General features: G+C 47.8%; 19 protein-coding genes, 2 pseudogenes and 1 riboswitch. Of the genes and pseudogenes, 19 read left to right on the top strand and 2 right to left on the bottom strand.

Annotation, left to right across the window (positions count from 1 at the left end):
* Nucleotides 1–4: 4 nt before the first annotated feature.
* Nucleotides 5–1,327 (bottom strand): spore germination protein, encoded by a 1,323-nt coding sequence (locus AB1L17_RS02465; RefSeq protein WP_412843951.1) that lies wholly within the window; start codon nt 1,325–1,327, stop codon nt 5–7.
* A gap of 243 nt (nt 1,328–1,570) precedes the next feature.
* On the opposite strand from AB1L17_RS02465, the gene fdhF reads away from it, so the two are divergent.
* The 15 genes and pseudogenes from fdhF (at nt 1,571) to AB1L17_RS02390 (ending at nt 14,984) form a co-directional block, all read left to right on the top strand.
* On the top strand, nt 1,571–4,555 hold the full coding sequence (fdhF, locus tag AB1L17_RS02460) for a formate dehydrogenase subunit alpha (protein ID WP_412843950.1): 2,985 nt from the start codon (nt 1,571–1,573) through the stop codon (nt 4,553–4,555).
* Nucleotides 4,530–5,024, top strand: coding sequence for a helical membrane plugin domain-containing protein (locus AB1L17_RS02455; protein ID WP_412843949.1), 495 nt, complete (start codon nt 4,530–4,532; stop codon nt 5,022–5,024). Before fdhF ends, AB1L17_RS02455 begins: the two co-directional genes overlap by 26 nt.
* Nucleotides 5,025–5,048: 24 nt before the next feature.
* Nucleotides 5,049–5,288 (top strand): heavy-metal-associated domain-containing protein, encoded by a 240-nt coding sequence (locus AB1L17_RS02450; RefSeq protein WP_412843948.1) that lies wholly within the window; start codon nt 5,049–5,051, stop codon nt 5,286–5,288.
* Between the two features lie 518 nt (nt 5,289–5,806).
* A pseudogene (locus AB1L17_RS02445) lies at nt 5,807–6,046 on the top strand (Na-translocating system protein MpsC family protein); the annotation flags it as partial.
* Nucleotides 6,047–6,074: 28 nt separating this feature from the next.
* The gene (locus AB1L17_RS02440) at nt 6,075–6,407 is read left to right on the top strand and encodes a radical SAM protein (RefSeq protein ID WP_412844119.1); all 333 of its coding nucleotides are present in this window, start codon (nt 6,075–6,077) and stop codon (nt 6,405–6,407) included.
* Nucleotides 6,386–6,640, top strand: a pseudogene (locus AB1L17_RS02435) (excinuclease ABC subunit UvrA); the annotation flags it as partial. The gene AB1L17_RS02440 and the pseudogene AB1L17_RS02435, both read left to right, overlap by 22 nt.
* Before the next feature lie 558 nt (nt 6,641–7,198).
* Nucleotides 7,199–7,334, top strand: a riboswitch (cyclic di-AMP (ydaO/yuaA leader).
* Nucleotides 7,335–7,545: 211 nt separating this feature from the next.
* A complete protein-coding gene (gene ehuB, locus AB1L17_RS02430) occupies nt 7,546–8,460 on the top strand; it encodes an ectoine/hydroxyectoine ABC transporter substrate-binding protein EhuB (RefSeq protein WP_412843946.1) in 915 nt (304 codons plus the stop codon).
* Nucleotides 8,461–8,474: 14 nt separating this feature from the next.
* Nucleotides 8,475–9,116 (top strand): ectoine/hydroxyectoine ABC transporter permease subunit EhuC, encoded by a 642-nt coding sequence (ehuC, locus tag AB1L17_RS02425; RefSeq protein WP_412843945.1) that lies wholly within the window; start codon nt 8,475–8,477, stop codon nt 9,114–9,116.
* A 5-nt stretch (nt 9,117–9,121) separates the two neighbouring features.
* Nucleotides 9,122–9,784: an ectoine/hydroxyectoine ABC transporter permease subunit EhuD gene (ehuD, locus tag AB1L17_RS02420; protein ID WP_412843944.1), complete on the top strand. Its 663-nt coding sequence runs from the start codon at nt 9,122–9,124 to the stop codon at nt 9,782–9,784.
* Nucleotides 9,785–9,789: 5 nt separating this feature from the next.
* On the top strand, nt 9,790–10,578 hold the full coding sequence (gene ehuA, locus AB1L17_RS02415) for an ectoine/hydroxyectoine ABC transporter ATP-binding protein EhuA (protein WP_412844118.1): 789 nt from the start codon (nt 9,790–9,792) through the stop codon (nt 10,576–10,578).
* Nucleotides 10,579–10,596: 18 nt separating this feature from the next.
* Nucleotides 10,597–11,106, top strand: a complete 510-nt coding sequence (gene ectA, locus AB1L17_RS02410) for a diaminobutyrate acetyltransferase (RefSeq protein WP_412843943.1) — start codon at nt 10,597–10,599, stop codon at nt 11,104–11,106.
* An 11-nt stretch (nt 11,107–11,117) separates the two neighbouring features.
* The gene (gene ectB, locus AB1L17_RS02405; protein WP_412843942.1) at nt 11,118–12,425 is read left to right on the top strand and encodes a diaminobutyrate--2-oxoglutarate transaminase; all 1,308 of its coding nucleotides are present in this window, start codon (nt 11,118–11,120) and stop codon (nt 12,423–12,425) included.
* Nucleotides 12,422–12,805: an ectoine synthase gene (locus AB1L17_RS02400; RefSeq protein WP_412843941.1), complete on the top strand. Its 384-nt coding sequence runs from the start codon at nt 12,422–12,424 to the stop codon at nt 12,803–12,805. Before ectB ends, AB1L17_RS02400 begins: the two co-directional genes overlap by 4 nt.
* 27 nt (nt 12,806–12,832) lie before the next feature.
* Entirely contained in the window at nt 12,833–13,729 is an 897-nt protein-coding gene (thpD, locus tag AB1L17_RS02395) for an ectoine hydroxylase (RefSeq protein WP_412843940.1), read from the top strand.
* Between the two features lie 43 nt (nt 13,730–13,772).
* On the top strand, nt 13,773–14,984 hold the full coding sequence (locus AB1L17_RS02390) for an aspartate kinase (RefSeq protein ID WP_412843939.1): 1,212 nt from the start codon (nt 13,773–13,775) through the stop codon (nt 14,982–14,984).
* A 56-nt stretch (nt 14,985–15,040) separates the two neighbouring features.
* On the opposite strand, the gene AB1L17_RS02385 is transcribed toward AB1L17_RS02390, so the two are convergent.
* A complete protein-coding gene (locus tag AB1L17_RS02385; RefSeq protein WP_412843938.1) occupies nt 15,041–15,634 on the bottom strand; it encodes a DUF421 domain-containing protein in 594 nt (197 codons plus the stop codon).
* Between the two features lie 165 nt (nt 15,635–15,799).
* Between AB1L17_RS02385 and pepT the strand changes: the two genes are divergently transcribed.
* The 4 genes from pepT (at nt 15,800) to katG (ending at nt 21,629) form a co-directional block, all read left to right on the top strand.
* A complete protein-coding gene (pepT, locus tag AB1L17_RS02380; protein WP_412843937.1) occupies nt 15,800–17,032 on the top strand; it encodes a peptidase T in 1,233 nt (410 codons plus the stop codon).
* Nucleotides 17,033–17,455: 423 nt separating this feature from the next.
* A complete protein-coding gene (locus AB1L17_RS02375) occupies nt 17,456–18,052 on the top strand; it encodes a class I SAM-dependent methyltransferase (protein WP_412843936.1) in 597 nt (198 codons plus the stop codon).
* Between the two features lie 89 nt (nt 18,053–18,141).
* Nucleotides 18,142–18,894, top strand: coding sequence for a GNAT family N-acetyltransferase (locus tag AB1L17_RS02370; RefSeq protein ID WP_412843935.1), 753 nt, complete (start codon nt 18,142–18,144; stop codon nt 18,892–18,894).
* Between the two features lie 551 nt (nt 18,895–19,445).
* Nucleotides 19,446–21,629 carry a catalase/peroxidase HPI gene (gene katG, locus AB1L17_RS02365; RefSeq protein WP_412843934.1) on the top strand — a complete coding sequence of 728 codons (2,184 nt, stop codon included), beginning with the start codon at nt 19,446–19,448 and terminating at the stop codon, nt 21,627–21,629.
* Nucleotides 21,630–21,711: the final 82 nt, after the last annotated feature.

Genomic DNA, 21,711 nt, shown 5'->3' with positions numbered 1-21,711 from the left:
CCTTTCACCTGCTCTTTTTCGCTTCTCCGATGAAAAGCTTCAAATAGGGTCGACCAAAGCTTCGCAGACTAGCCGCGTAAATCAGGAAACAAAACAACCCTGTAAAAACCCCAGTCAAGCCAAAAAAAATGGCCATTACGACAAGTGGAAATTTAATCACCCGCAATGCAAAATTCATCGTATTGATCGGAATCATAAAGTTGGAAATGGCTACCACGGAGGCGACGATGATCATGATACTGCTTACCAATCCTGCCATTTGAGCGGCTTGTCCCAAAATCAGACCTCCGACGGTGGTGGCCATAGATCCTATGTATTTTGGCAGGCGAATGCTAGCTTCGGTGAGAGCCTCGATCAGAAAAAGCATAAAGAACACTTCGTAAAAGGACGGGTAAGGAACAGCCGCACGACTGCCTGCGATCTCGATCGCTAATTGCGCCCGAAATATTTCCGGATTATACGACACGGTCGCTACGTACAAAGCTGGAAGAGAGGTAGTGAGGAACGCTCCTATATATCGCAATATCATAAGAGGCCTGGCGAACCATGGAATATCATAAATGTCATCCATCGATGCCATGAAATCGTAAAAAACCGCAGGCACAATGATGGCAAAAGGGGTTCCGTTAAGAAGCAGCACCACTTTTCCTTTACTTAGATTAAATACCGCTCTGTCAGGCCGCTCTGAAACCATGGCAGTGGGCAACAAATTAAATCTTTTCGTGATCAGCATTTGAACTTGATTCGAAGCCTGGACTACTTCCGCGTCAATTTGCATCAAGCTGTTCTCCAGGCGCAACAGAACGTCGTCATCCACCTTGGATTTATCATAAACCATCGCTAATTGGGTTTGGCTCACCGTACCGATATTCATGTATTCGACCTGTAGATCCTGCAACGGGTAACGGGTCCGAATAATATGAATGTTCGTTGCGATATCTTCTGAAAAAGCGTTTTGGGGTCCCTGCAAGACGTATTCGATTGTGGCTTCCTGAGGCTTGGAAGTCGATGGCTTCTTGACTTCGATGGCACAGGTTTCATGAGGGAGAAACAACAGGGCATAGCCTTGAATGAGCTTGTCTGCCAATTGATCGTTGTCCACTATTTGCACATAGCCTGGCATCGTTGCCAAGACCGCTTGAAACCTCGATAAATGATTGCTTTCGATAAATGAATGGACGATTGTGGCGTGAATTTTGGCAGAATCGCACATGGTGGATAAATAGACCAAATAAGCCGTTTCTTCATTCAGGTTGAGCTTTCTTTTTACGAGATCTCCGGCGTGCGCCAGCCCTTGAATATAGTATTCCAGGTTGGGGTCTTGCATGAGATCGCTCCCTTGTCCATTGCATCTTTGAATATAGACTTCCTCGCTCATAGAAAGTTATGCATAGAGTGGAATAAACCGCCATTGTACATAAACGCCTGAATCATGAGCATTTATCCTTGAATATTGTTTCTCTTGAGAGGAAAGCCGTTACATAAAAATGTATATTGCTTCATATTTTCGGCAAAATAAATTCGAAAACGAAGGAAACAAATGCTACAAAGATTTTTGGAGGGATACAGAATGGAAGGGCGATCCTACTCGATTCAAATCAACGACCAAGCTTATCAGGCAGAGCAAGGACAAAGTATTTTGGATGTTGCCGCGTCCCATGATTGTTATATCCCTCACATATGCAAGCATCCCAATCTTCTGCCGATTCAGACATGTGATACCTGTATGGTAGAAGTGAATGGCCAGTTAGTTCGCGCCTGTGCAACGACAAGTGAACCAGGAATGATTGTGAATACAAAGTCAGACTTCGTCAAAGAAGCACAACTGGAGGCCATGTCACGCATCTTAAGAAATCATGAATTATACTGTACGGTCTGTGACAATAACAACGGGAACTGTGTGGTACATAACACGGCAGAGTACCTGGAAATTGAGCATCAGAAGTATGAATTTAAACCAAAACCGTATCCACCCGATCTTTCCCATCCAATGTATCGTTATGAACCGGATCAATGCATACTTTGCGGTCGATGTGTGGAAGCCTGTCAGGATCTTCAGGTCAGTGAAGTGCTTTCTATCGACTGGAACCGTGAGAATCCTCGTGTGATCTGGGACAACGATGTGCCCATCGATCAATCTTCCTGTGTTTCCTGCGGGCATTGTGTATCGGTATGTCCATGCAATGCGTTAATGGAAAAATCGATGCTCGGAGAAGCAGGCTATATGACTGGTATCCCGGCGAACGTTCTCGCGCCTATGATCAATATCACCAAAGAAGTGGAGCCAGGCTACAAAGAGATTTTTGCTGTATCTGAAATAGAGGCAAGCATGCGAAAAAGCCGAATCAAGCGTACCAAAACAGTTTGCACCTTTTGCGGCGTCGGTTGCAGTTTTGAAGTTTGGACCAAAGGCCGTAAAATCTTGAAAATTGAACCACAAGTAGAAGCTCCCGTAAATGGCGTCTCTACTTGTGTAAAAGGAAAATGGGGATGGGATTTCGTGAACAGCGAAGAGCGCTTGACCAAGCCGCTTATTCGTAGAGGGGATACGTTCGTAGAAACAACCTGGGAAGAAGCCCTCACCTTTATCAGCAATAAGCTTGCAGAGTTAAAAGGAAAATACGGACCAGATTCAATTGGGCTCATCGCCTCATCCAAATGCACCAATGAGGAGAATTACATTTTCCAAAAATTTGCTCGTGCCGTTATCCAAACAAACAACGTAGACAATTGCTCCCGATATTGTCAGTCACCTGCTTCCATGGCTTTGATGCGGACAGTGGGCTATTCCGGTGATTCGGGAACCATTGAGGACATCGCAAATGCTGGCTTGGTGCTCGTAGTCGGGGCTAATCCGGCTGAATCTCATCCAGTACTGACAACCCGAGTAAAACGAGCGCATAAACTGTTTGGGCAAAAGCTGGCAGTCGCCGATTTGCGGAAAAACGAATTGGCGCAAAAAGCGGATTTGTATCTCCACCCAAAACCAGGCACGGATCTCGTATGGATTTCCGCAGTAACCAAGTACATCATTGATCAAGGCTGGGCAGCTAAGGATTTTATTGAAACCAGAGTAAACGGTTATGAAGACTACGTCCAATCGTTGCAGAAATTCACTTTGGAACATGCAGAAGAAGTCACCGGGTTAAGCAAGGAAGAAATAATCAAGCTGGCTACCATGATTCATGAAGCGGACGGTACGTGCATCCTGTGGGCGATGGGTGTCACTCAGCATGTTGCTGGCACTGATACGAGTACGGCAATCTGCAACCTGTTGTTGGTTACAGGAAACTTCGGCAGACCTGGCGCAGGTGCGTACCCGCTGCGAGGGCATAACAATGTGCAAGGAGCGTGTGATTTCGGTACAATGCCCGCATGGTACCCCGGTTACCAGCCTGTGCAGGACGCAGGGGCAAGAGACCGTTTTGAAAAAGCTTGGGGCGTGACACTGCCTAAAGAACCAGGGTTTAATAACCATCAAATGGTAGAGGGTATTTTTGACGGGAAACTGAAGGCGATGTATTTATTTGGGGAGGATATGGCTGTCATTGACTCCAATATCAATCACGTCGAATCCGCATTTGAGAAGCTTGAACTATTCGTTGTTCAAGATATCTTTTTCACCAAAACGGCCCATTTTGCCGATGTCGTGTTACCTGCGTCCCCCAGCTTGGAGAAAGACGGCACCTTCGTAAACACGGAACGGCGTATTCAGCGGTTACACAAAGTGTTTGAGCCGTTGGGAGAATCAAAACCGGACTGGATGATTATTCGCGATCTTGCCAACAAGATGGGAGCGAACTGGAACTATACGCATCCAAGTGAAATTATGGCAGAAGCGGCTAGCTTATCTCCAATGTTTGCAGGTGTCAGTTACGAGCGACTCGAAGGCTGGAACAGCCAATTATGGCCTGTGAAGCCTGATGGAGAAGGAACACCTTTACTCTACACAGATCGCTTCCCATTTCCAGATGGTAAGGCAAGATTGATTCAGCTTGATTGGACACCGCCAATGTTTGAGCGAAACATGGAATTCGATTTGCATCTGAATAATGGCCGTTTACTGGAGCATTTCCATGAAGGAAACATGACATATAAGTCAGAGGGAATCTCACATAAGGTTCCCAATCCGTGGCTTGAAGTTTCTCCAGATCTGGCTGTTGAGAGAGGCATCAAGGATGGAGCACTGGTCCGCCTTTCTTCTCCGTATGGGCAAGTGGAAGTACGCGTATTGGTAACAGATCGCGTGAAAGGAAACGAATTGTATTTGACGATGAATACATCAAAAGACAAGCAAGCTGTCAATAGACTTACCAGCAGTTATCATGACAAAATGACACATACGCCAAACTACAAAGAAATGGGAGTGAAAATGGATATCCTAGAACAAGAGGGAGAACCGCCACTTCCGCGAGTGAACTACCGATTCGGAAATCGACAACCGCAATTTGGCGTTCGCGTAGAAGACAAATGGAAACGCGAAGATTGGATTTCAATCCCTGATTTACTTGGAACAGGAGGACAAGCCGATGGCCAAAGCGATTTCAAACATTGATCGATATATGCCAAGTCCAGAGGAAGAAAGACAGCAGGCGATTCAGCAGGTGCTTGATGCCGTTAGTGAAAACCACCAGGCATTGCTTACTCTTTTGGACATTGTAAAAGAATTACAAGAGATTGGCGTATTGGATATCCTTCAAGGGGCATTAAAGAACCGGCATGATATTGGGGTCATCGCGGTGTCGCAGCTTAATAAGCCGGGCATGCATCATATGATGAAAAACGGGATGAACGCGCTCCAGTTCATAGGCAAGTTGCAGCCTGACAAACTACAGAACATCTTGAACGCCGTCGATCATGGAATAAATAGGATGACGGATACCAAAAACGATAAACCGATGGGCTTGTTAGGAATGAGTAAGGCCATGATGGAGCCGAATGTCACCACAGCCCTCAGTTCCATGATCAATTTTCTGCGCGGAATGGGAGAGGGAATGGATCATGCGGAGAAGCAGGTTCATTAAGCATGACAATAAGGAGACCTGACCATGCATACAGAAAGAATCTCTGTTACGGGAATGAAGGATGAAAATGATGCGAAAAAAGTGAGTAAGACCTTACACAACGTATGGGGCATACAGCAGGCGGAAGTGAGCCTGCAAAAAGGAGAAGCACTTGTTTCCTATGATGAAAAGGCAGCGTCATTGGTTGATTTTCAACAGGCAATTCGCGATTTAGGATATGAAGTGGCTTTTGCTCATGACCCTTTTCATGCGGATATGAAATAAAATGGCATTTTGGAGGCTACGATCATGTCAAGAGTATGTGAAGTATGTGGACGGGTAGAAGAAAATACGTCTCTAGAACAGGAGATAGACACAACCTCCACGCAGCAGATGAGTATTTTGCATGTATGTGAAAGCTGTATAAAAGATCGACAGCATTCTCATTATTAATTCCTTCCATAAAAAAATGGGATTTTCATCTAGATCCGGTGGTATAATGTAGCCGTATCTCATCATCGATGGTTAGTAATGGCGAATTGCTTAATCATCCTGATCACACTCATATGTACGTTGGGACGGATAACGAGTATCATTGGATGCTTAGGAATTAGCCCACCATCAAACCATTTGTGCATGTTCATGTGTTCATGCCCAGGTTGTTTGATGGTGGGCTTTTATTATTTTCTTGGAGGTTGTAGAGGGTATGAAATAAATCAGCTTTGAACTAAATGGAGTGAAGCATGAAGCAGAGGAAAGAACCCCTCATAAGAGCAAATGGGAGAAGTAAAGGAGAACATCAAATGACGAAAAACCTCGAACATCAATTCAGCATGCTGGTTCGTGAGATTCGAAAAGAATACGTCGGAAACGGTCCAAAAGAAATCGTTACACGTTTTTGTGGTCCATGGGTGATCTGTGAGATGAAAGGGAACCTGACCAATGTAGAAAAATTTATGATTCTTTCCGAAGAAGGCAGACGAATGGTTCACGATGCGCGAACGAAGCTCGTGAAGAACATTTACAACGACCCTGCGGTAGTAGCAAGCATTTGGTCGTGTCCATGACTACCTGCGCATTTCAGTAACGGATCGAAGCAACTTGCGGTGTGTGTACTGCATGCCCGCTGATGGAATGGAATTTGAACCTGATGAAAATATCCTGTCTTTGGACGAAATCACCGAGGTTGTGAGGGTTTTGGCTGAAATGGGGGTCAAAAGGCTTCGATTGACAGCGGATGGCAACATAAAGCCATGCTTATATTGGTCGGATGAGTTTATCGTTCGTAAATGCATTGGAGATGATGAAGCGGTACGCGAGATCTTTTTCCGAGCATTGAGTATCAAACCAAGGAATCACGAAATGGCCAAAGCATTCGTTAATCGCAACGCGTCAAGATGGTGAAACATCTGAGCGGTAGCCTGGTGGATGTTACTTACATTTTCGATGAGCCTAGCGTTGGTTTGCATCCCCGTGATGTACACCGATTAAATGAATTGCTTCAGAAGCTGCGCGACAATGGTAATACCGTCATTGTCGTCGAGCATGATGCCGATGTGATCAAGGTGGCTGATCATATTGTCGACGTCGGGCCTCAAGCTGGCAGCAACGGCGGTCAGGTGGTCTTAGAGGGCACACCTTTGCAGATCATCCATGTGGAGCAGTCGATTCCACTTCATGGACACTCTATGGCCCATCATGTGATCTGTTTTTACATTTGTCGGCTGTATCTGAATTTGGCTATCCCTTTCCTTTTTGAAGTCATGGGTCGAAATAACGTTCACAAGCAGTGAACTGGAGCCGAATGAACCTCCAGTGAAAAAGCCGAACGGACAACCGGTTATCATGTACATTTCAAATCAGTAAGTCATTCATATATAAATGCGTCGGGAGTCTTTCCGAGTAAGCATCAGGGGACTCTGGAGAAAAATAAAGAGGAGGAAGGAAGGTGCCGTTTGTTCACCTATCATTTATACATCTGACGAATCTGATCATGTTTAATGTGAATAGACGAGGCAGAATATGGAAGGATATCTTTGGATACGACTGGTAATCATGGGGTCACTTCATCTGAGCGGGATAGAGGGCTGAAAATACGGGATTTTGCGGGGTGAGTATCTAAATTCAGTTATGTTACCATAACCCCCAAGTTAACCATAATGATTCGTGAAAGGAGAACAAGAAACCAACCTCCAACCAAATAAGGGCCTAGTTCCGCTCATGGCGGAAGCGGGGGAACCATCTAACAGGGGTTAATTCTGTTCAAGCAGAAGGGATGCAAAACTGCCATCCTACCCGTCAGCTAACCTCGTCGGCTAAAGCAGAGTCATTTTACATCAGTTGCATGTCATCTTTTTATGCAAGTATCGGGCGCCCATGTCCTTTGAGGAGATGGCTAGCTTGTCCCGTGATATTTGGCATGCTCATTTTAGAGAAATCAGTCGGCGCATTTTGCTTTTCCGTCAGGGATGGCCCTCCTGAAGCGGAAGCGATGTGCCGACTTTTTTTCTACTATTTTTCATGAAAGTGAGGGGCAATAGGAATGACCAAGAGAAGCATAACGAGATGGGGAGGCATGGCGATCCTGACGTGTGTCTTGCTGTTGGGAGGATGCGGCTCGGGAACACAGGATACCCAGCCAGCAGCAAGCGGGAATCCCGCTGAATCTAGCCAGGATACACTGGAAAAGGCCAAGAGCCAGGGGGTTGTCACTGTAGGCTTCGCCAATGAAAAGCCGTTCGCCTATGCCACGCCAGATGGAAAGCTGACAGGAGAAGCGGTCGAGGTGGCGCGAGTGATCCTGAAACGGATGGGAATCAATGAAATGAATGGAGTGCTTACTGAATTCGGCTCCCTGATTCCCGGACTGAAGGCGAAGCGCTTTGACATCATTACAGCAGGGATGTACATCACTCCCAAACGGGCACAAGAGGTTGCGTTTGCCAATCCTGAATACAGCATCGGGGAAGCTCTCGCAGTGAAAAAGGGCAATCCGCTCCGCCTCAAAAGCTATCAAGACATTGCAGCTAATCCCCAGGCAAAAGTAGCGGTGATGAGCGGCGGCATCGAAACGGAGTATCTGGAAAAATCAGGAGTGAAAAAGGAGCAAATGGTGCTTGTTCCTGATCAACCTTCTGCCGTTGCTGCTCTACAAGCAGGTAGAGCGGATGCGATTACGATGACAGGTCCTTCCCTGCAATCCGTGCTAGATAGCGCCAAAGACGACCAGCTGGAGCGCGTGATGGATTTTGTCCAACCGGAAATAGACGGGAAAAGCGTACGCGGCTATGGAGCAGCGGCCTTCCGCAAAGAGGATGAAGCGTTCGTGAAAGCCTACAATGCGGAGCTGCAAAAGCTGAAAGAATCAGGGGAACTGTTGGAAATTTTGAAGCCTTTCGGTTTTACTGAGCAGGAGCTGCCGGGTGATATGACAGCGAATGAGCTTTCGCAGCCGTAGTGGAGGGTGAAGCTATGAGTGATCTACTGCCATTTTTGGCAAAAGGAGCTGGAACCACTCTCCAGGTGACAGCCTTGTCGGTGCTTGTCGCTCTGTTTGTCGCATTTGTGGCAGGGTTTGGACGTCTCAGCCGATGGAGCGGCATTCGTATTGCGAGCACGGTTTATGTGGAGTTGTTTCGCGGGACCTCTCTTTTGGTGCAGTTGTTTTGGTTGTTTTACGCTCTGCCACTGTTGGGGATCGAGCTGCCGCCTCTGGCTGCGGGAGTCATTGCGCTGGGGTTCAACTACGGCGCTTATGGATCAGAGGTTGTGCGCAGCTCCATTCAGGCGATTCCAAAAGGACAGACCGAAGCGGCGATTGCCTTGAATTTGACAGCTTGGCAACGAATGAAGCTGGTCATCTTGCCGCAAGCCTTCGTCATGATGCTTCCTGCATTCGGAAATCTGTTGATTGAACTTTTGAAGGGAACATCCCTGATTTCATTGATTACCCTTGCGGATTTGACGTTCCAGGGCATGATTTTGCGTACAACTGACTCGTCCAGAACATTTGAAATATTCTTTTTGATCTTGGTCATGTACTTTCTCATGGCGTATCCACTGACACTTGCGATGCGGTGGCTTGAAAGGCGTTTTCATGCAGGGAGGGTGTAAGGAAAATGTGGAGCTGGTCTTTTACGTGGAGTATTCTTCCTGCAATTTTGCAAGCGATCCAAACGACGATTGCGGCGACGCTGGCCGGTTTTGTCCTGGCCTTGGTCGGGGGCTTGGTTCTTGCCTTTGGGCGCAGGTCGAAAAGGCGCGTGCTCTGCTGGTCTTCAGCGGCATTCATCGAATTTGTGCGCAGCACGCCGCTTCTCGTGCAGCTGTACTTTCTCTTTTACGGGCTACCGGCGATTGGCATCTCGCTTGGTCCCCTAACCTCTGGTGTTCTTGGTTTGGGTATTCATTACAGCTGCTATTTGTCGGAGGTATACCGATCCGGCATTGATGCGGTCCCCCGCGGACAATGGGAAGCAGCACGGGCGCTGAATTTTTCTATGGGGCAGACATGGCTGCGCATCATTTTACCCCAAGCGATCCGTCCGGTGGTGCCAGTGCTGGGCAACTATTTGATCGTCATGTTCAAGGAAACGCCTATCCTGTCAGCGATTACCTTGGTGGAGATGCTGGCGACAGCCAAGATCATCGGTGCCGAATCGTTCCGTTATCTGGAGGCGTTCACGGTAGTGGGACTTCTGTTCCTGGTGCTTAGCTATGTTTCCTCCCTTTTGATCAAAAAATGGGAGCTGTCATGGAACAAACAGTACATGCAGAGGTGATCGACATGAAAACAGGCATACAGACGGAACCGGTCGTTCGTTACCGAAATGTGAGCAAAGCTTATGGCGACCTGCAAATTTTAAATGGGATTGACCTAGATATTCATCCCGGGGAGAAGATTGCGGTCATTGGCCCGAGCGGTTCCGGCAAAACGACGCTCGCCCGCATATTGATGACGCTGGAGGAGCCGACGGAGGGAACGGTTGAGGTGGCTGGTCAGCTTTTATGGCACAAGCAAGTAAGCGGCAGACTGGTCAAGGCGGATGAGAAGCATTTGCACAGCATCCGTGGGAATATCGGGATGGTTTTCCAGCACTTCAACCTGTTCCCGCATATGACCATTCTGCGAAATGTGACGGAAGCACCGATCCATGTCTTGGGCATGAGCAAGGAGGAGGCAAAAGAACGGGCCGTGACGATGCTGAAAAAAGTCGGGCTCGATGACAAGCTGGCTGCGTATCCTTCCCAGCTTTCCGGAGGGCAGAAGCAGCGAGTGGCAATTGCCCGTGCGCTGGTAATGCGTCCAAAGGTCATGCTGTTCGACGAGGTAACGTCGGCACTCGATCCGGAGTTAGTGGGCGAGGTGCTGGCCGTGATCAAGGAAATCGCCAGAGAAGGCGAGATGGCGATGCTATTGATCACCCATGAGATGGATTTTGCACGCGATGTTGCAGATCGCGTCATTTTTACAGACGGTGGCACGATTGTCGAGCAAGGTTCTCCCGAGCAAATTTTTTACAATCCGCAAAGCCCGCGTTTGCAGGCGTTTCTGAGCCGCTTTCGTGCCGGCTGATGAAAGGAGGTGAAATCAGTGAAAGCGATTGGTCGTGACCGCATCGTTCTGCGCCTGCCGACTGAGGAGGATGGAGCGAGCATGTGGCAGCTGGCAAGAAGTTCGAAGACGCTTGACCTCAACTCTTCCTATGCCTACCTGATGTTTGCGAAGTATTTTTCGGACACATGCCTCATTGCCGAAGTTGATGGCAAAGCTGTCGGTTTTGTAAAGGGCTTCCATCCGCCAGAGTCCCCTGATACTTTGTTTGTCTGGCAGATTGGAGTAGCGGAGGGCATGCGAGGTCAAGGAATTGCCAATGCGATGCTCCGGTCATTGCTACAGCGATCTGCCAAGAGAAACGTGCGTTTCTTGGAGGCGACAGTCTCCCCATCAAACAGCGCTTCCCGTGCCCTTTTCATGAAAATCGCCAACGAGCTTGCTACCGAATGTGAAGTAACGGAGTGCTTTCCCATCCGTTTGTTTCCGGGAGGTGCACACGAGGCGGAATGGACATACCGAATCGGTCCGGTTCCCACCATTTCATAAGGAGGTTTTGCATGAAAACGATTGTCGAGACGAGTTCACCTTTAGCTGTGTTTGACCAGATGGAATCGGAAGTGAGAAGTTATTGCCGCAGCTTTCCTGTTGTCTTCACCAAGGCGAGCGGGCATACGGTCTGGGATCGCCAGGGCAAGGAGTACATCGACTTTTTTGCAGGTGCGGGCGCACTCAATTACGGGCACAACAATCCCTCTATCAAGAAAAAGCTGATGGAGTATCTGCAAAATGACGGAATCACGCACAGCCTGGATATGGCGACGGAAGCAAAGGAAGCACTGCTCACCCAGTTTCACGAGGTCATTCTCACCCCAAGAGGGCTTTCCTACAAAGTGATGTTTCCTGGGCCAACCGGGACCAACTCGGTGGAAGCGGCAATGAAGCTCGCCCGCAAAGCTACCGGGAGAGAGACGATCATGAGCTTTACGAACGGCTTTCACGGGATGACCCTTGGTTCTTTGGCTGCCACAGGGAACCGGATGAAAAGAAAGGGAGCAGGCGTCCCGCTCTCCCATGTGATGTCTCTGCCTTTTGACAAATACATGGGCGAGGAGATCGACACAACAGATTATATCGAACGGCTGCTCGAAGACGATGGCAGCGGCGTACCTCTCCCCGCAGCTATGATCCTCGAAACCGTTCAGGGAGAGGGCGGCATCCATGTAGCGAGTGCCTCGTGGCTGAGACGGATCGAGCGCATTTGCCGAAAACACGATATCCTGTTAATCGTGGATGACGTGCAGGCGGGATGCGGACGCACGGGTCCTTTCTTCAGCTTTGAAGAGGCGGGCATTACCCCTGACATCGTGTGCCTGTCCAAATCGATTGGGGGATTCGGCTTGCCCTTTTCGCTCACTCTGCTGAAGCCGAAGCTTGATGTATGGCTGCCGGGCGAGCATAACGGAACCTTCCGGGGCAACAATCTCAGCTTTATTGCGGCGGCCGAAGCGCTAAAGTACTGGCAAGACGACCGTCTCAGCGAGTCAGTCAAGGAAAAGGGGAGCATCGTGCAAACGCACTTGTCACATCTGGTACAAACGTATCTTGACCTGTCGGGAGAAGTGAGAGGGAAGGGCTTGATGCAAGGAATTGCCGTGGGCGTGGACGGGTTGGCAGAAGAAATATGCGCGAAGGCCTTTCAACGCGGGCTGATTATGGAGACATCCGGGCCGAAAAGCGAAGTCATGAAAGTCATGCCGCCTTTGACCATCACCGAGGAGGCGCTGCGTAAAGGCTTGAACGTGCTGGAAGAGGCCGTGAAGGAATGCCTGTCTAATGATTCTCGAAAAAGGAGTGAAGGAAAATGATCGTCAAACATTTGGAGGAAATGATCGGGACCAGTGATGACATTGATACGCCAACATGGAGCAGCAGACGGATGCTTTTAAAGAAGGATGGCATGGGATTTTCCTTGCACGACACGATTATCAAGGCGGGAACGGAGACCTTTATCTGGTACAAAAACCATCTGGAAGCCGTCTATTGCATAGAAGGGGAGGGAGAAATCGAGGTGGTAGGAGGCGAGACCTACCAGATCAAGCCAGGAATGATGTACGCCTTGTCGGAAAATGAGAAGCACTATTTGCGCGCGAGAAGCCAGATGAGGATGGTGTGCGTCTTCAATCCTCCGCTGACAGGTCGTGAAGTGCACGATGAAGAAGGCGTTTATCCTTTGCTTGACGTTTAACTTTTTTGAGGAGAGAGGAGCTGTCATATGAATCAATCAAGACCGGACCTACTGGTAAAAGATCAATACCCTTCCCGTATCCATGAGCATCCCGCACTCCTGCAACGAGTAGATCCCGTCGTCTACAGGAATGAAAAGACGAAGGAAGGGCCACTTACGCAGGAGGCGCTGAATTCGTATGAGAAAAAAGGCTACCTTAGTCTGCGAGGATTTTTCACACCGGAGGAAGTGCAGGAATTGCGCGATGAATTGACCAAACTTTGGCAAGAAAACCACGGGTCAACCCGCAAAGAGGTGATCTGCGAGCCGCAAAGCAGCGAAGTCCGTTCCATTTTTGCCGTTCACCGCGATAACCTCGTATTTCAACACTTGTCTCGTCATCCGCGCCTGGTCTCTATCGCTCAACAAATTTTGGGGAGTAAGGTTTACATCCACCAATCCCGGATCAATTACAAGCATGGCTTTACAGGAAAAGAATTTTACTGGCACTCCGACTTCGAGACGTGGCATGTCGAGGACGGGATGCCGCGCATGAGAGCACTCAGCTGCTCCATTTCGCTGGAAGAAAACTATCATTACAACGGGCCGCTGCTGTTGCTGCCAGGCTCGCATCAAACGTTTGTCTCATGCGTGGGCCAGACGCCAGAGTCTCATTATGAGCAATCCTTGCGTAAGCAGGAGTATGGTGTGCCAGATCAGGAGAGCTTGAAGAAAATGGTGGAGCAGCACGGGATCGATACGATGATCGGTCCTGCCGGTTCAGTAGTCTTTTTCGACTGCAATACCATGCACGGCTCCAATGGAAATATTACGCCACTGCCGCGAAGCAATGTATTCATGGTCTACAACAGTGTAGAAAATCGGTTGGTGGCTCCTTTTTCCGGCCAAAAGCCGAGACCGGACTACATCGCCACAAGGGACTAAGGAGTACGGATCACAAGTCTAGCGAGCAAATGGGAGGAGAAAAATGGCTCTCGTTGTACAAAAGTATGGTGGAACATCGGTTGCTTGCGTGGAACGAATTCGCGCGGTTGCGCAACGGATTGTCCAGTCCAGACAAAGCGGAAACAAGGTAGTGGTAGTTTTGTCGGCGATGGGGAATACCACGGATCGGCTGCTGAAAATGGCGACGGACATCGATCCTTGCCCAGAAGGACGTGAGCTAGACATGCTGGTAAGCACGGGGGAGCAGGCTGCAGCAGCCCTCCTGTCGATTGCTCTGCGGCAACAAGGCTGCGATGCAATTTCTCTAGCCGGGTGGCAGGCCGGGATTTTGACTGAAGCCAAACACACCGATGCCCCAATCGTGCACATTGATCCCACGCCGATCGAAAAAAGGCTGGCAGAAGGAAAAGTAGTGGTGGTAGCGGGTTACCAAGGTGTGTCGGCAGACGGGGAAATCACGACCCTGGGGAGAGGAGGATCAGATACAAGTGCAGTTGCGTTGGCTGGTAGCTTAGGTGCAGAGATTTGCGAGATTTTCACCGACGTGGAAGGGGTATACACGGCTGACCCGCGAGCCGTGCCCACTGCTCAAAAAATTCACCGCATCTCTTACTCTGATATGCTGGAGCTTGCCCGCTCAGGCGCTGGTGTCCTTCACCCTCGTTCTGTGGAGGAGGCGAAGAAAAAGCAAGTGCCCTTAGTCGTGCGCTCCAGCTTTACGGAGAGGGAAGGGACCTACGTAGGCCAAAATGAGAGGAGCAGATGTGCACAGCAGGTATGCGGGATTGCACATCAGGAAAAGATGTCCGTCCTTTCGCTAAGGAGAAAATCGTATTCTACCGACCATGTGGATGTCGAACTTGCTGAAATTTTTCGTGAAGCGGGAATTCATGCGGAGGTATGGGCAAGGGAAAATAACTGCCTCGACATTTGTTTGCCGACATACCAGGTAAAACCCTTGCTCGCTCACCTTCAGGAGAAAGTAGACGGTGGCGTGGATTTTTGGAGGGAAGAGTTGGAATGGACCAAAATCCATATTATTGGAGTGAATCAATCGAGCATTCAAGAGCTGATGCAAAAGGCTAAAGACTTCACTTTTCCGATCCGCTGGCGGAGGCAGGGAACGAAGGGAGCTTCTTGTCTCGTCCCTCAAAAATATAGCAAGCGCGCCATTCAGGCTTTGCATACGGCACTTGGGCTGGACGCAAAGATGAAGGCAATCGTTGGTTCATAGCTGAGTATATCCAAACCGAGCGGAGAATCGTCCAATCGGTTTGGGTTTTTTTATCTTTACTGTAAGTTGTCCGAGTGAGTTGTTTGATGTCCATACTTGATTTCTGAAAAAATATTATCTTCGACAGTCAGTTTTTTTTGTACCAGTGGGATTCTATTTTCAATAAATTGAATTAACTTTTGAATATCTTCTTTCGTTGCTGGTTGTTTAGCTGATTTGAGTTGATACCCTAAATTTCCGCTAACTTCAATCGTAGCCCATTCTATATCGGATATGCTTGATAGTCCCGCTTGCCGTAGTCTCATTTCTAATTTGTCAGTGGTGAGCCTGAGTTTCCGCATGTTTTCAATGTGCAATTGTCCATTTTCAACAACAAGAACTGCCTTGCCTGTAATAATGGTTTCGAATAAATTGGATTTCACTCCCAAGTACTCTATCAGAATCATTCCAATAACGAGAACGAGTGCTAAAACAAAAGTAGGCCAATATCCGTAACCACTTATAGGCTGAATCATCAATGTTCCTATGCCAATCATGACAACTACTTGGGCCATTGTCATCTGGGAGATAGATTTTCTGCCTGCAATACGCAGCAAAAGAGTACCGAGTACGATAACGCCGACGGTCTGCAAAATTAGTGTCCAGCTCATTTTTTACCCCCATCTTCCAATCATGTCCGTATAGGTTTTCCAAATGATGGAGGTATTATGAATTTGGAAGGAGCCAGAAAAATATATTTCCAGCTTTTTCTTGCTGATATAATGGGAATGAACGAATTGTAAATGAACGAATTGTAATGGAGCTGAGATAAGACCATGAAAACCGAGATCATCGATAGATTCATCTCTTACGCAAAAGTTGACACACAGTCCGATGAGAACAGCGAAACTTGCCCCTCAACCCCAGGGCAGCTTGTGCTGGCCCAAATGCTCGTAGACGAGCTGAACGCCATAGGTATGCAGGAAGTTACGATGGATGCGAACGGTTATGTAATGGCAACCCTTCCGGCCAATACAGACAAAGAGATTCCCACAATCGGCTTTCTTGCCCATATGGATACAGCCACCGATTTTACCGGCGCTGGCGTCAAGCCGCAAATCATAGAAGATTACAACGGACAAGACATTGTCTTGAATGGAGCACAGAATATTGTCCTTTCGACGCAAGATTTTCCAGAGCTGACTGGCTACAAAGGCCACACGTTGATCACGACAGACGGTACCACATTACTTGGCGCTGACGATAAAGCCGGTATTGCCGAAATCATGACCGCTATGGCTTATCTGATTCGACATCCAGAACTGAAACATGGGAAAGTACGAGTGGCTTTCACCCCGGATGAAGAAATCGGCAGAGGCCCAGACAAGTTTGATGTGTCCGCCTTCGATGCAATGTATGCCTATACGATGGATGGCGGTCCTCTTGGCGGGATCGAGTACGAGAGCTTTAACGCTGCATCAGCCATCATTACTTGCAAAGGGAAGAACGTGCACCCTGGCTCGGCGAAAGATAAAATGGTCAACGCTGCAAAAATCGCCATGGAGCTGCATGGAAAGCTGCCAGCTGATGAAACTCCTGAGAAGACGGAAGGCTATGAAGGCTTCTATCATCTGTCTTCCATTCAAGGCGACGTCGAGCAAACACAGCTTCGTTATTTGATCCGGGATCACGATCATAACCGTTTCCAGGGAAGAAAGTCCGAGCTGGTTCGAATCGTAGAAGAATTACAGAAAAAATACGGAGAAAAGCAAATTGAACTCGAAATCAAAGACGAATACTTCAACATGAGAGAAAAGATTGAGCCAGTCAGGGAAGTAGTGGACATCGCTATACAAGCTCTAGAAAACCTCGGAATCGAGCCGATGATTCAGCCAATTCGCGGTGGTACGGATGGCTCCCAGCTTTCCTACATGGGATTGCCAACACCGAATATATTCACAGGTGGGGAAAATTACCACGGGCGGTTCGAGTATGTATCAGTAGACAACATGATGCAGGCTGTGAACACCATTATCGAAATCGTGAAGCTGTATGAACGAAGAACTTGATGACGGGGGACTTGCGTTTCACACTGTGTGAAGCTTTATCATGAATCCATAAATCCATTTCCAACTGACATTGATGGCTATAGAGAAGGTAAAAACGATTTTGTCAAAAAAATAGATAAAGAAGCTCTACAATGGCATTGGACTAATCGCTGAATTTTGCCCCTGTGAGCCACGAGCGGGGCATGCTAGCGAATCCGTCCGGACTTACTGGGGTGAATCGGCACCTATTGACACACCACCCAATACGAAGATATTATAGATACAATAAATCTATAATAGTTAACAAAAATAACCAACGCTTGCTCAGCATCTATACTACTTTTTTAAACCTTATTAAAGACATAACTGATCTTTTATATCCACAAAAAGAATTCTAACATCATGATTGTACCTTACAATATTTTAATCAGGAGGCCGATGAGAATGGGCATTATTTGGAATGAGCGTTATAACTCTGAAGAGTACTATTACGGAGAAGAACCGAACGTATTTATTCAACAACAAGCTTTCCGCTTAGAACAGTGTCAAAAAGTTATTGCTTTTGCCGAGGGTGAAGGCCGAAATGCTGTTTTCTTAGCAAAAAGAAATCATGAAGTGACAGCCATTGACTATGCGGAGAGCGGTTTGCAAAAAACGAAAAAACTGGCACGGAAGCATGGCGTTGACGTTCATACCGAAAAAATTGATCTTTTGGTAGAGGATGTGGCGAGTGAGGAATATGATGCCGCCATTATGGTAAATGGACATTTTTATAAAGATGCTCAAACTATGATTCTTAATAAAATGAAAAAGGCGATAAAGCCCAAAGGAATACTCATGCTTGAGGTATTCTCCAAGGAACAAGTAAAGTATGGTACAGGTGGCCCTTCGGAACATGAAATGCTGTATGATCCAAAAGATATTCTTGCTTGGTGCGAAGGTCATGAGGTAATCCATTTCTTCTATGGCGAACAAGAGCGTGTGGCGGGAAAGGCGCACACTGGATTAGCCCATGTCATTCAGCTCGTATTAAGAAAATAATGGGGTGTTTTGTTGTTGACCTTGTCAAGGTATATAATGTGTTTCATATCCGAATAAGGAAATTTCTGACTTTCAGGGAAGTGATAATAATGACATATCAAGTAAGAAATGAGCCTGTATTTTCACAAACGATCACTGACTTTTGGCGGGAGCCATTTTTGAGCGGTGATGTCCTCTATCGTGATGAATCTTTTACGGTTGCCATCAACTCCGAACTTGACGAAGATAGTCGAGTCATGGTGCTGGAAACCTGCGACGGACGTATGATGGCGGTCTTGACGCCTGCGCTGGCCGATAAAATTGGCCTCTCGCCACAACAAAACTTGTCTGAGTCGACCCTTCGCCAGAGATTGAATGAAGCGGGAGTCACTCTGCATGGAGCAGATTATCTTTTTTATTTTTCAGAAGCCGATAAGAACATATTGCTACTGGAAAACCTCGAAGGGGACTTGCGCCGGTTAACCGAGGAAGATGAGGCGGTTTTCGCCGAGTTCACGTCCTCCTCCTCGGAACAAGACTTGGATGACGCTTATGTGGAATTGGATCACTGGGCGGTGTTCGGGTCTTTTGAGCAAAATCGCCTGGTCAGTGCTGCCAGTATGTATCCATGGGAGGAGGATACGCAAATTGCGGATCTCGGCGTACTGACGCTGACGTCCTTTAGAGGAAAAAGTCATGCTCGCAAAGTGGTGCGTTCCATCTGCAAATACGCTTATGGTCAGGGATACGAACCGCAGTACCGATGCCAAATCGATAACGATGCGTCTACGGCTCTGGCCAAAGCGGCGGGTTTTACACTGTTTGGAAAGTGGGAGGTGATTTCTCCCGACTCCACTGAGTGAGAGTTCTATTTGAAGACGAAATCGAAGCTAAGCCCACACACTTTTCGTTACGGGGAGGAGAGTGGGCTTTTTGTGAATGCGCGGAATATGAATCAAATGGTAATTCAACCAATAATAGGATGAGAGTTCTTGTTTTCTATACCGAACAAAGGAGTTTGACCGCAAGCTGTAACCTCAGGGAAAAGCGGCTAACGAGCTGGTGACAAGATCATAATCTAGACGGCCCCTGCATACCTTAGAATCAGCATAATATCCCGAAATGAAAGAGTTCATATATTTCATCGTTTACTCACGATCCCTTCGTTGTTAGCTCTTTACAGCTCCTCCCCCGCAACGATGATCGATTCCAATAGACGCCAAGTAATAATGAAAATTTCTGCGCTGATAGACCCCTGAACGCGGAATACTAACCGCCCACGGATTTGCTACCAACGACTAACTCCCTTACACCCGTAAGAAAATTAAATGTTGATTTCTCTTGTTAACTGCTATATAAATTAATTAGAAGTATTATTATTTAATACTTAATTTAAATGACGGGAGAGGTACAAATGGACTCTATGGCAACAGCTAACACTGGAAAGTGCCCGTTTTCTCATGGTAGCACGACTACTCACAACCCCAGTGCTACGTCAAATAAACACTGGTGGCCCAACCAGTTGAACCTGAACATCCTGCATCAGCATGACAGAAAATCCAACCCGATGGGCGAAGAATTCAATTATGCAGAAGAGTTCAAAAAGTTGGACTACCAGGCTCTTAAGCAGGATCTTTATGATCTCATGACGACCAGCCAAGACTGGTGGCCTGCCGACTACGGACATTACGGCCCACTCTTTATCCGTATGGCTTGGCACTCCGCGGGTACATATCGTACAGGAGACGGCCGTGGTGGTGCTGGAACCGGCACACAGCGTTTTGCTCCACTGAATAGTTGGCCAGACAATGCCAACCTTGATAAAGCTCGTCGACTGCTATGGCCGATTAAACAAAAATATGGCAACAAGATCTCTTGGGCCGACTTGCTAATTCTAGCAGGTAATGCTGCTATTGAATCTATGGGCGGTAAGACAATCGGTTTTGGAGGCGGACGCGCGGACGTTTGGCATCCAGAAGAAGATATTTACTGGGGAGCTGAAAAGGAATGGCTAGGGGATAAGCGTTACTCCGGCGATCGTGAGCTCGAGAATCCGCTTGCTGCTGTTCAGATGGGCCTGATCTATGTGAATCCGGAAGGTCCGAACGGGAACCCAGATCCGCTTGCAAGTGCCCGCGACATTCGCGAAACCTTCAAACGCATGGGAATGAACGATGAAGAAACCGTAGCACTCGTAGCAGGTGGCCATACGTTTGGTAAGGCACACGGCGCAGGAGATGCTGCTCAGGTTGGCCCAGAGCCGGAAGCTGCTCCTGTTGAAGCAATGGGCTTAGGATGGCAGAGTACACACGGTTCCGGTAAAGGTCGCGACACCATCTCCAGCGGTATTGAAGGGGCCTGGACTGCGAATCCAACACAATGGGATAATGGTTTCTTTGAACTACTTTTCGGATATGAATGGGAGCTTACCAAGAGCCCGGCAGGCGCACACCAGTGGGTTGCTGTAAATCCTGCTGATGAGCATCTTGCGCCAGATGCAGAAGATGCATCCGTTCGTGTTCCAACAATGATGACGACTGCGGATATGGCATTGCGTATGGACCCAGCATACGAAAAGATTTCTCGTCGTTTCTATGAGAATCCAGAAGAGTTTGCAGATGCATTTGCTACTGCATGGTTCAAACTTACACATCGAGATATGGGGCCTCGCGCAAGATATTTAGGTCCAGAAGTTCCAGCAGAAGATTTTATTTGGCAAGATCCTGTACCCGCTGCTAATTACGAATTAACGGATGCAGATGTAGCAGAACTGAAAACACGGATCTTAGACTCGGGACTTACGGTCAGCGAACTGGTAACAACGGCTTGGGCTTCCGCTTGTACCTTCCGTGGCTCGGATATGCGTGGCGGCGCCAATGGTGCTCGTATCCGTCTTGCTCCACAGAACGAGTGGGAAGTGAATGAGCCTGCTAAACTTGAAAAAGTACTGACGATCCTGGGAGTCATTCAAGAGGACTTTGGGAAGAAAGTCAGCATGGCCGATTTGATTGTACTCGGCGGTAGTGCCGCTGTAGAAAAAGCTGCACAAGATGCCGGCTTTGATGTAACGGTTCCTTTTACTCCTGGACGTGGCGATGCAACACAAGAGCAAACAGATCCAGAAAACTTTGCCGTGCTAGAGCCGATCGCTGATGGTTTCCGGAACTATCAGAAGAAGCAATATCGTGTAAGTCCTGCAGAGCTCTTGATAGACAAGGCACAGCTATTGAACCTTACTGCACCAGAAATGACTGCACTTGTTGGCGGTATGCGTGTAATCGGCACAAACCACGGTGGCACACAACATGGTGTATTCACGGATCGTGTAGGCACTCTCACGAACGACTTCTTTGTTAACTTGCTAGATATGGGCGTACAGTGGAAGCCTGTAGACGGAGGTGTATTTGAAGGACGCGATCGCAAAACAGGTGAAGTCGTGCGTACGGCGACTGCTGTTGACCTCGTGTTCGGTTCTAACTCCGTTCTGCGTGCCATTGCAGAAGTTTATGCGCAAGACGATAACAAAGAAAAGTTTGTGCGTGACTTTATCGCTGCCTGGGTGAAAGTAATGAATGCGGATCGTTTTGATCTTAATTAACGGCTACTTTGACTTACGTCTCCAAACATGAAAAGCGTAATATGAAAATGCAAAGCAAAGAACAGTATTTGTTGTTAAGTAC

This window comes from Brevibacillus jepli (genome assembly GCF_047229145.1).
Lineage (GTDB): Bacteria > Bacillota > Bacilli > Brevibacillales > Brevibacillaceae > Brevibacillus.
This window is presented reverse-complemented; position numbering and strand designations above follow the sequence as displayed.

What these genes read in the sequence shown, in the direction of transcription:
- AB1L17_RS02465 (WP_412843951.1), bottom strand. Translation starts at nt 1,327, where the DNA reads ATGCAAGACCCCAACCTGGAATACTATATTCAAGGGCTGGCGCACGCC.
- fdhF (WP_412843950.1), top strand. Translation starts at nt 1,571, where the DNA reads ATGGAAGGGCGATCCTACTCGATTCAAATCAACGACCAAGCTTATCAG.
- AB1L17_RS02455 (WP_412843949.1), top strand. Translation starts at nt 4,530, where the DNA reads ATGGCCAAAGCGATTTCAAACATTGATCGATATATGCCAAGTCCAGAG.
- AB1L17_RS02450 (WP_412843948.1), top strand. Translation starts at nt 5,049, where the DNA reads ATGCATACAGAAAGAATCTCTGTTACGGGAATGAAGGATGAAAATGAT.
- ehuB (WP_412843946.1), top strand. Translation starts at nt 7,546, where the DNA reads ATGACCAAGAGAAGCATAACGAGATGGGGAGGCATGGCGATCCTGACG.
- ehuC (WP_412843945.1), top strand. Translation starts at nt 8,475, where the DNA reads ATGAGTGATCTACTGCCATTTTTGGCAAAAGGAGCTGGAACCACTCTC.
- ehuD (WP_412843944.1), top strand. Translation starts at nt 9,122, where the DNA reads ATGTGGAGCTGGTCTTTTACGTGGAGTATTCTTCCTGCAATTTTGCAA.
- ehuA (WP_412844118.1), top strand. Translation starts at nt 9,790, where the DNA reads ATGAAAACAGGCATACAGACGGAACCGGTCGTTCGTTACCGAAATGTG.
- ectB (WP_412843942.1), top strand. Translation starts at nt 11,118, where the DNA reads ATGAAAACGATTGTCGAGACGAGTTCACCTTTAGCTGTGTTTGACCAG.
- AB1L17_RS02400 (WP_412843941.1), top strand. Translation starts at nt 12,422, where the DNA reads ATGATCGTCAAACATTTGGAGGAAATGATCGGGACCAGTGATGACATT.
- thpD (WP_412843940.1), top strand. Translation starts at nt 12,833, where the DNA reads ATGAATCAATCAAGACCGGACCTACTGGTAAAAGATCAATACCCTTCC.
- AB1L17_RS02390 (WP_412843939.1), top strand. Translation starts at nt 13,773, where the DNA reads ATGGCTCTCGTTGTACAAAAGTATGGTGGAACATCGGTTGCTTGCGTG.
- AB1L17_RS02385 (WP_412843938.1), bottom strand. Translation starts at nt 15,634, where the DNA reads ATGAGCTGGACACTAATTTTGCAGACCGTCGGCGTTATCGTACTCGGT.
- pepT (WP_412843937.1), top strand. Translation starts at nt 15,800, where the DNA reads ATGAAAACCGAGATCATCGATAGATTCATCTCTTACGCAAAAGTTGAC.
- AB1L17_RS02375 (WP_412843936.1), top strand. Translation starts at nt 17,456, where the DNA reads ATGGGCATTATTTGGAATGAGCGTTATAACTCTGAAGAGTACTATTAC.
- AB1L17_RS02370 (WP_412843935.1), top strand. Translation starts at nt 18,142, where the DNA reads ATGACATATCAAGTAAGAAATGAGCCTGTATTTTCACAAACGATCACT.
- katG (WP_412843934.1), top strand. Translation starts at nt 19,446, where the DNA reads ATGGACTCTATGGCAACAGCTAACACTGGAAAGTGCCCGTTTTCTCAT.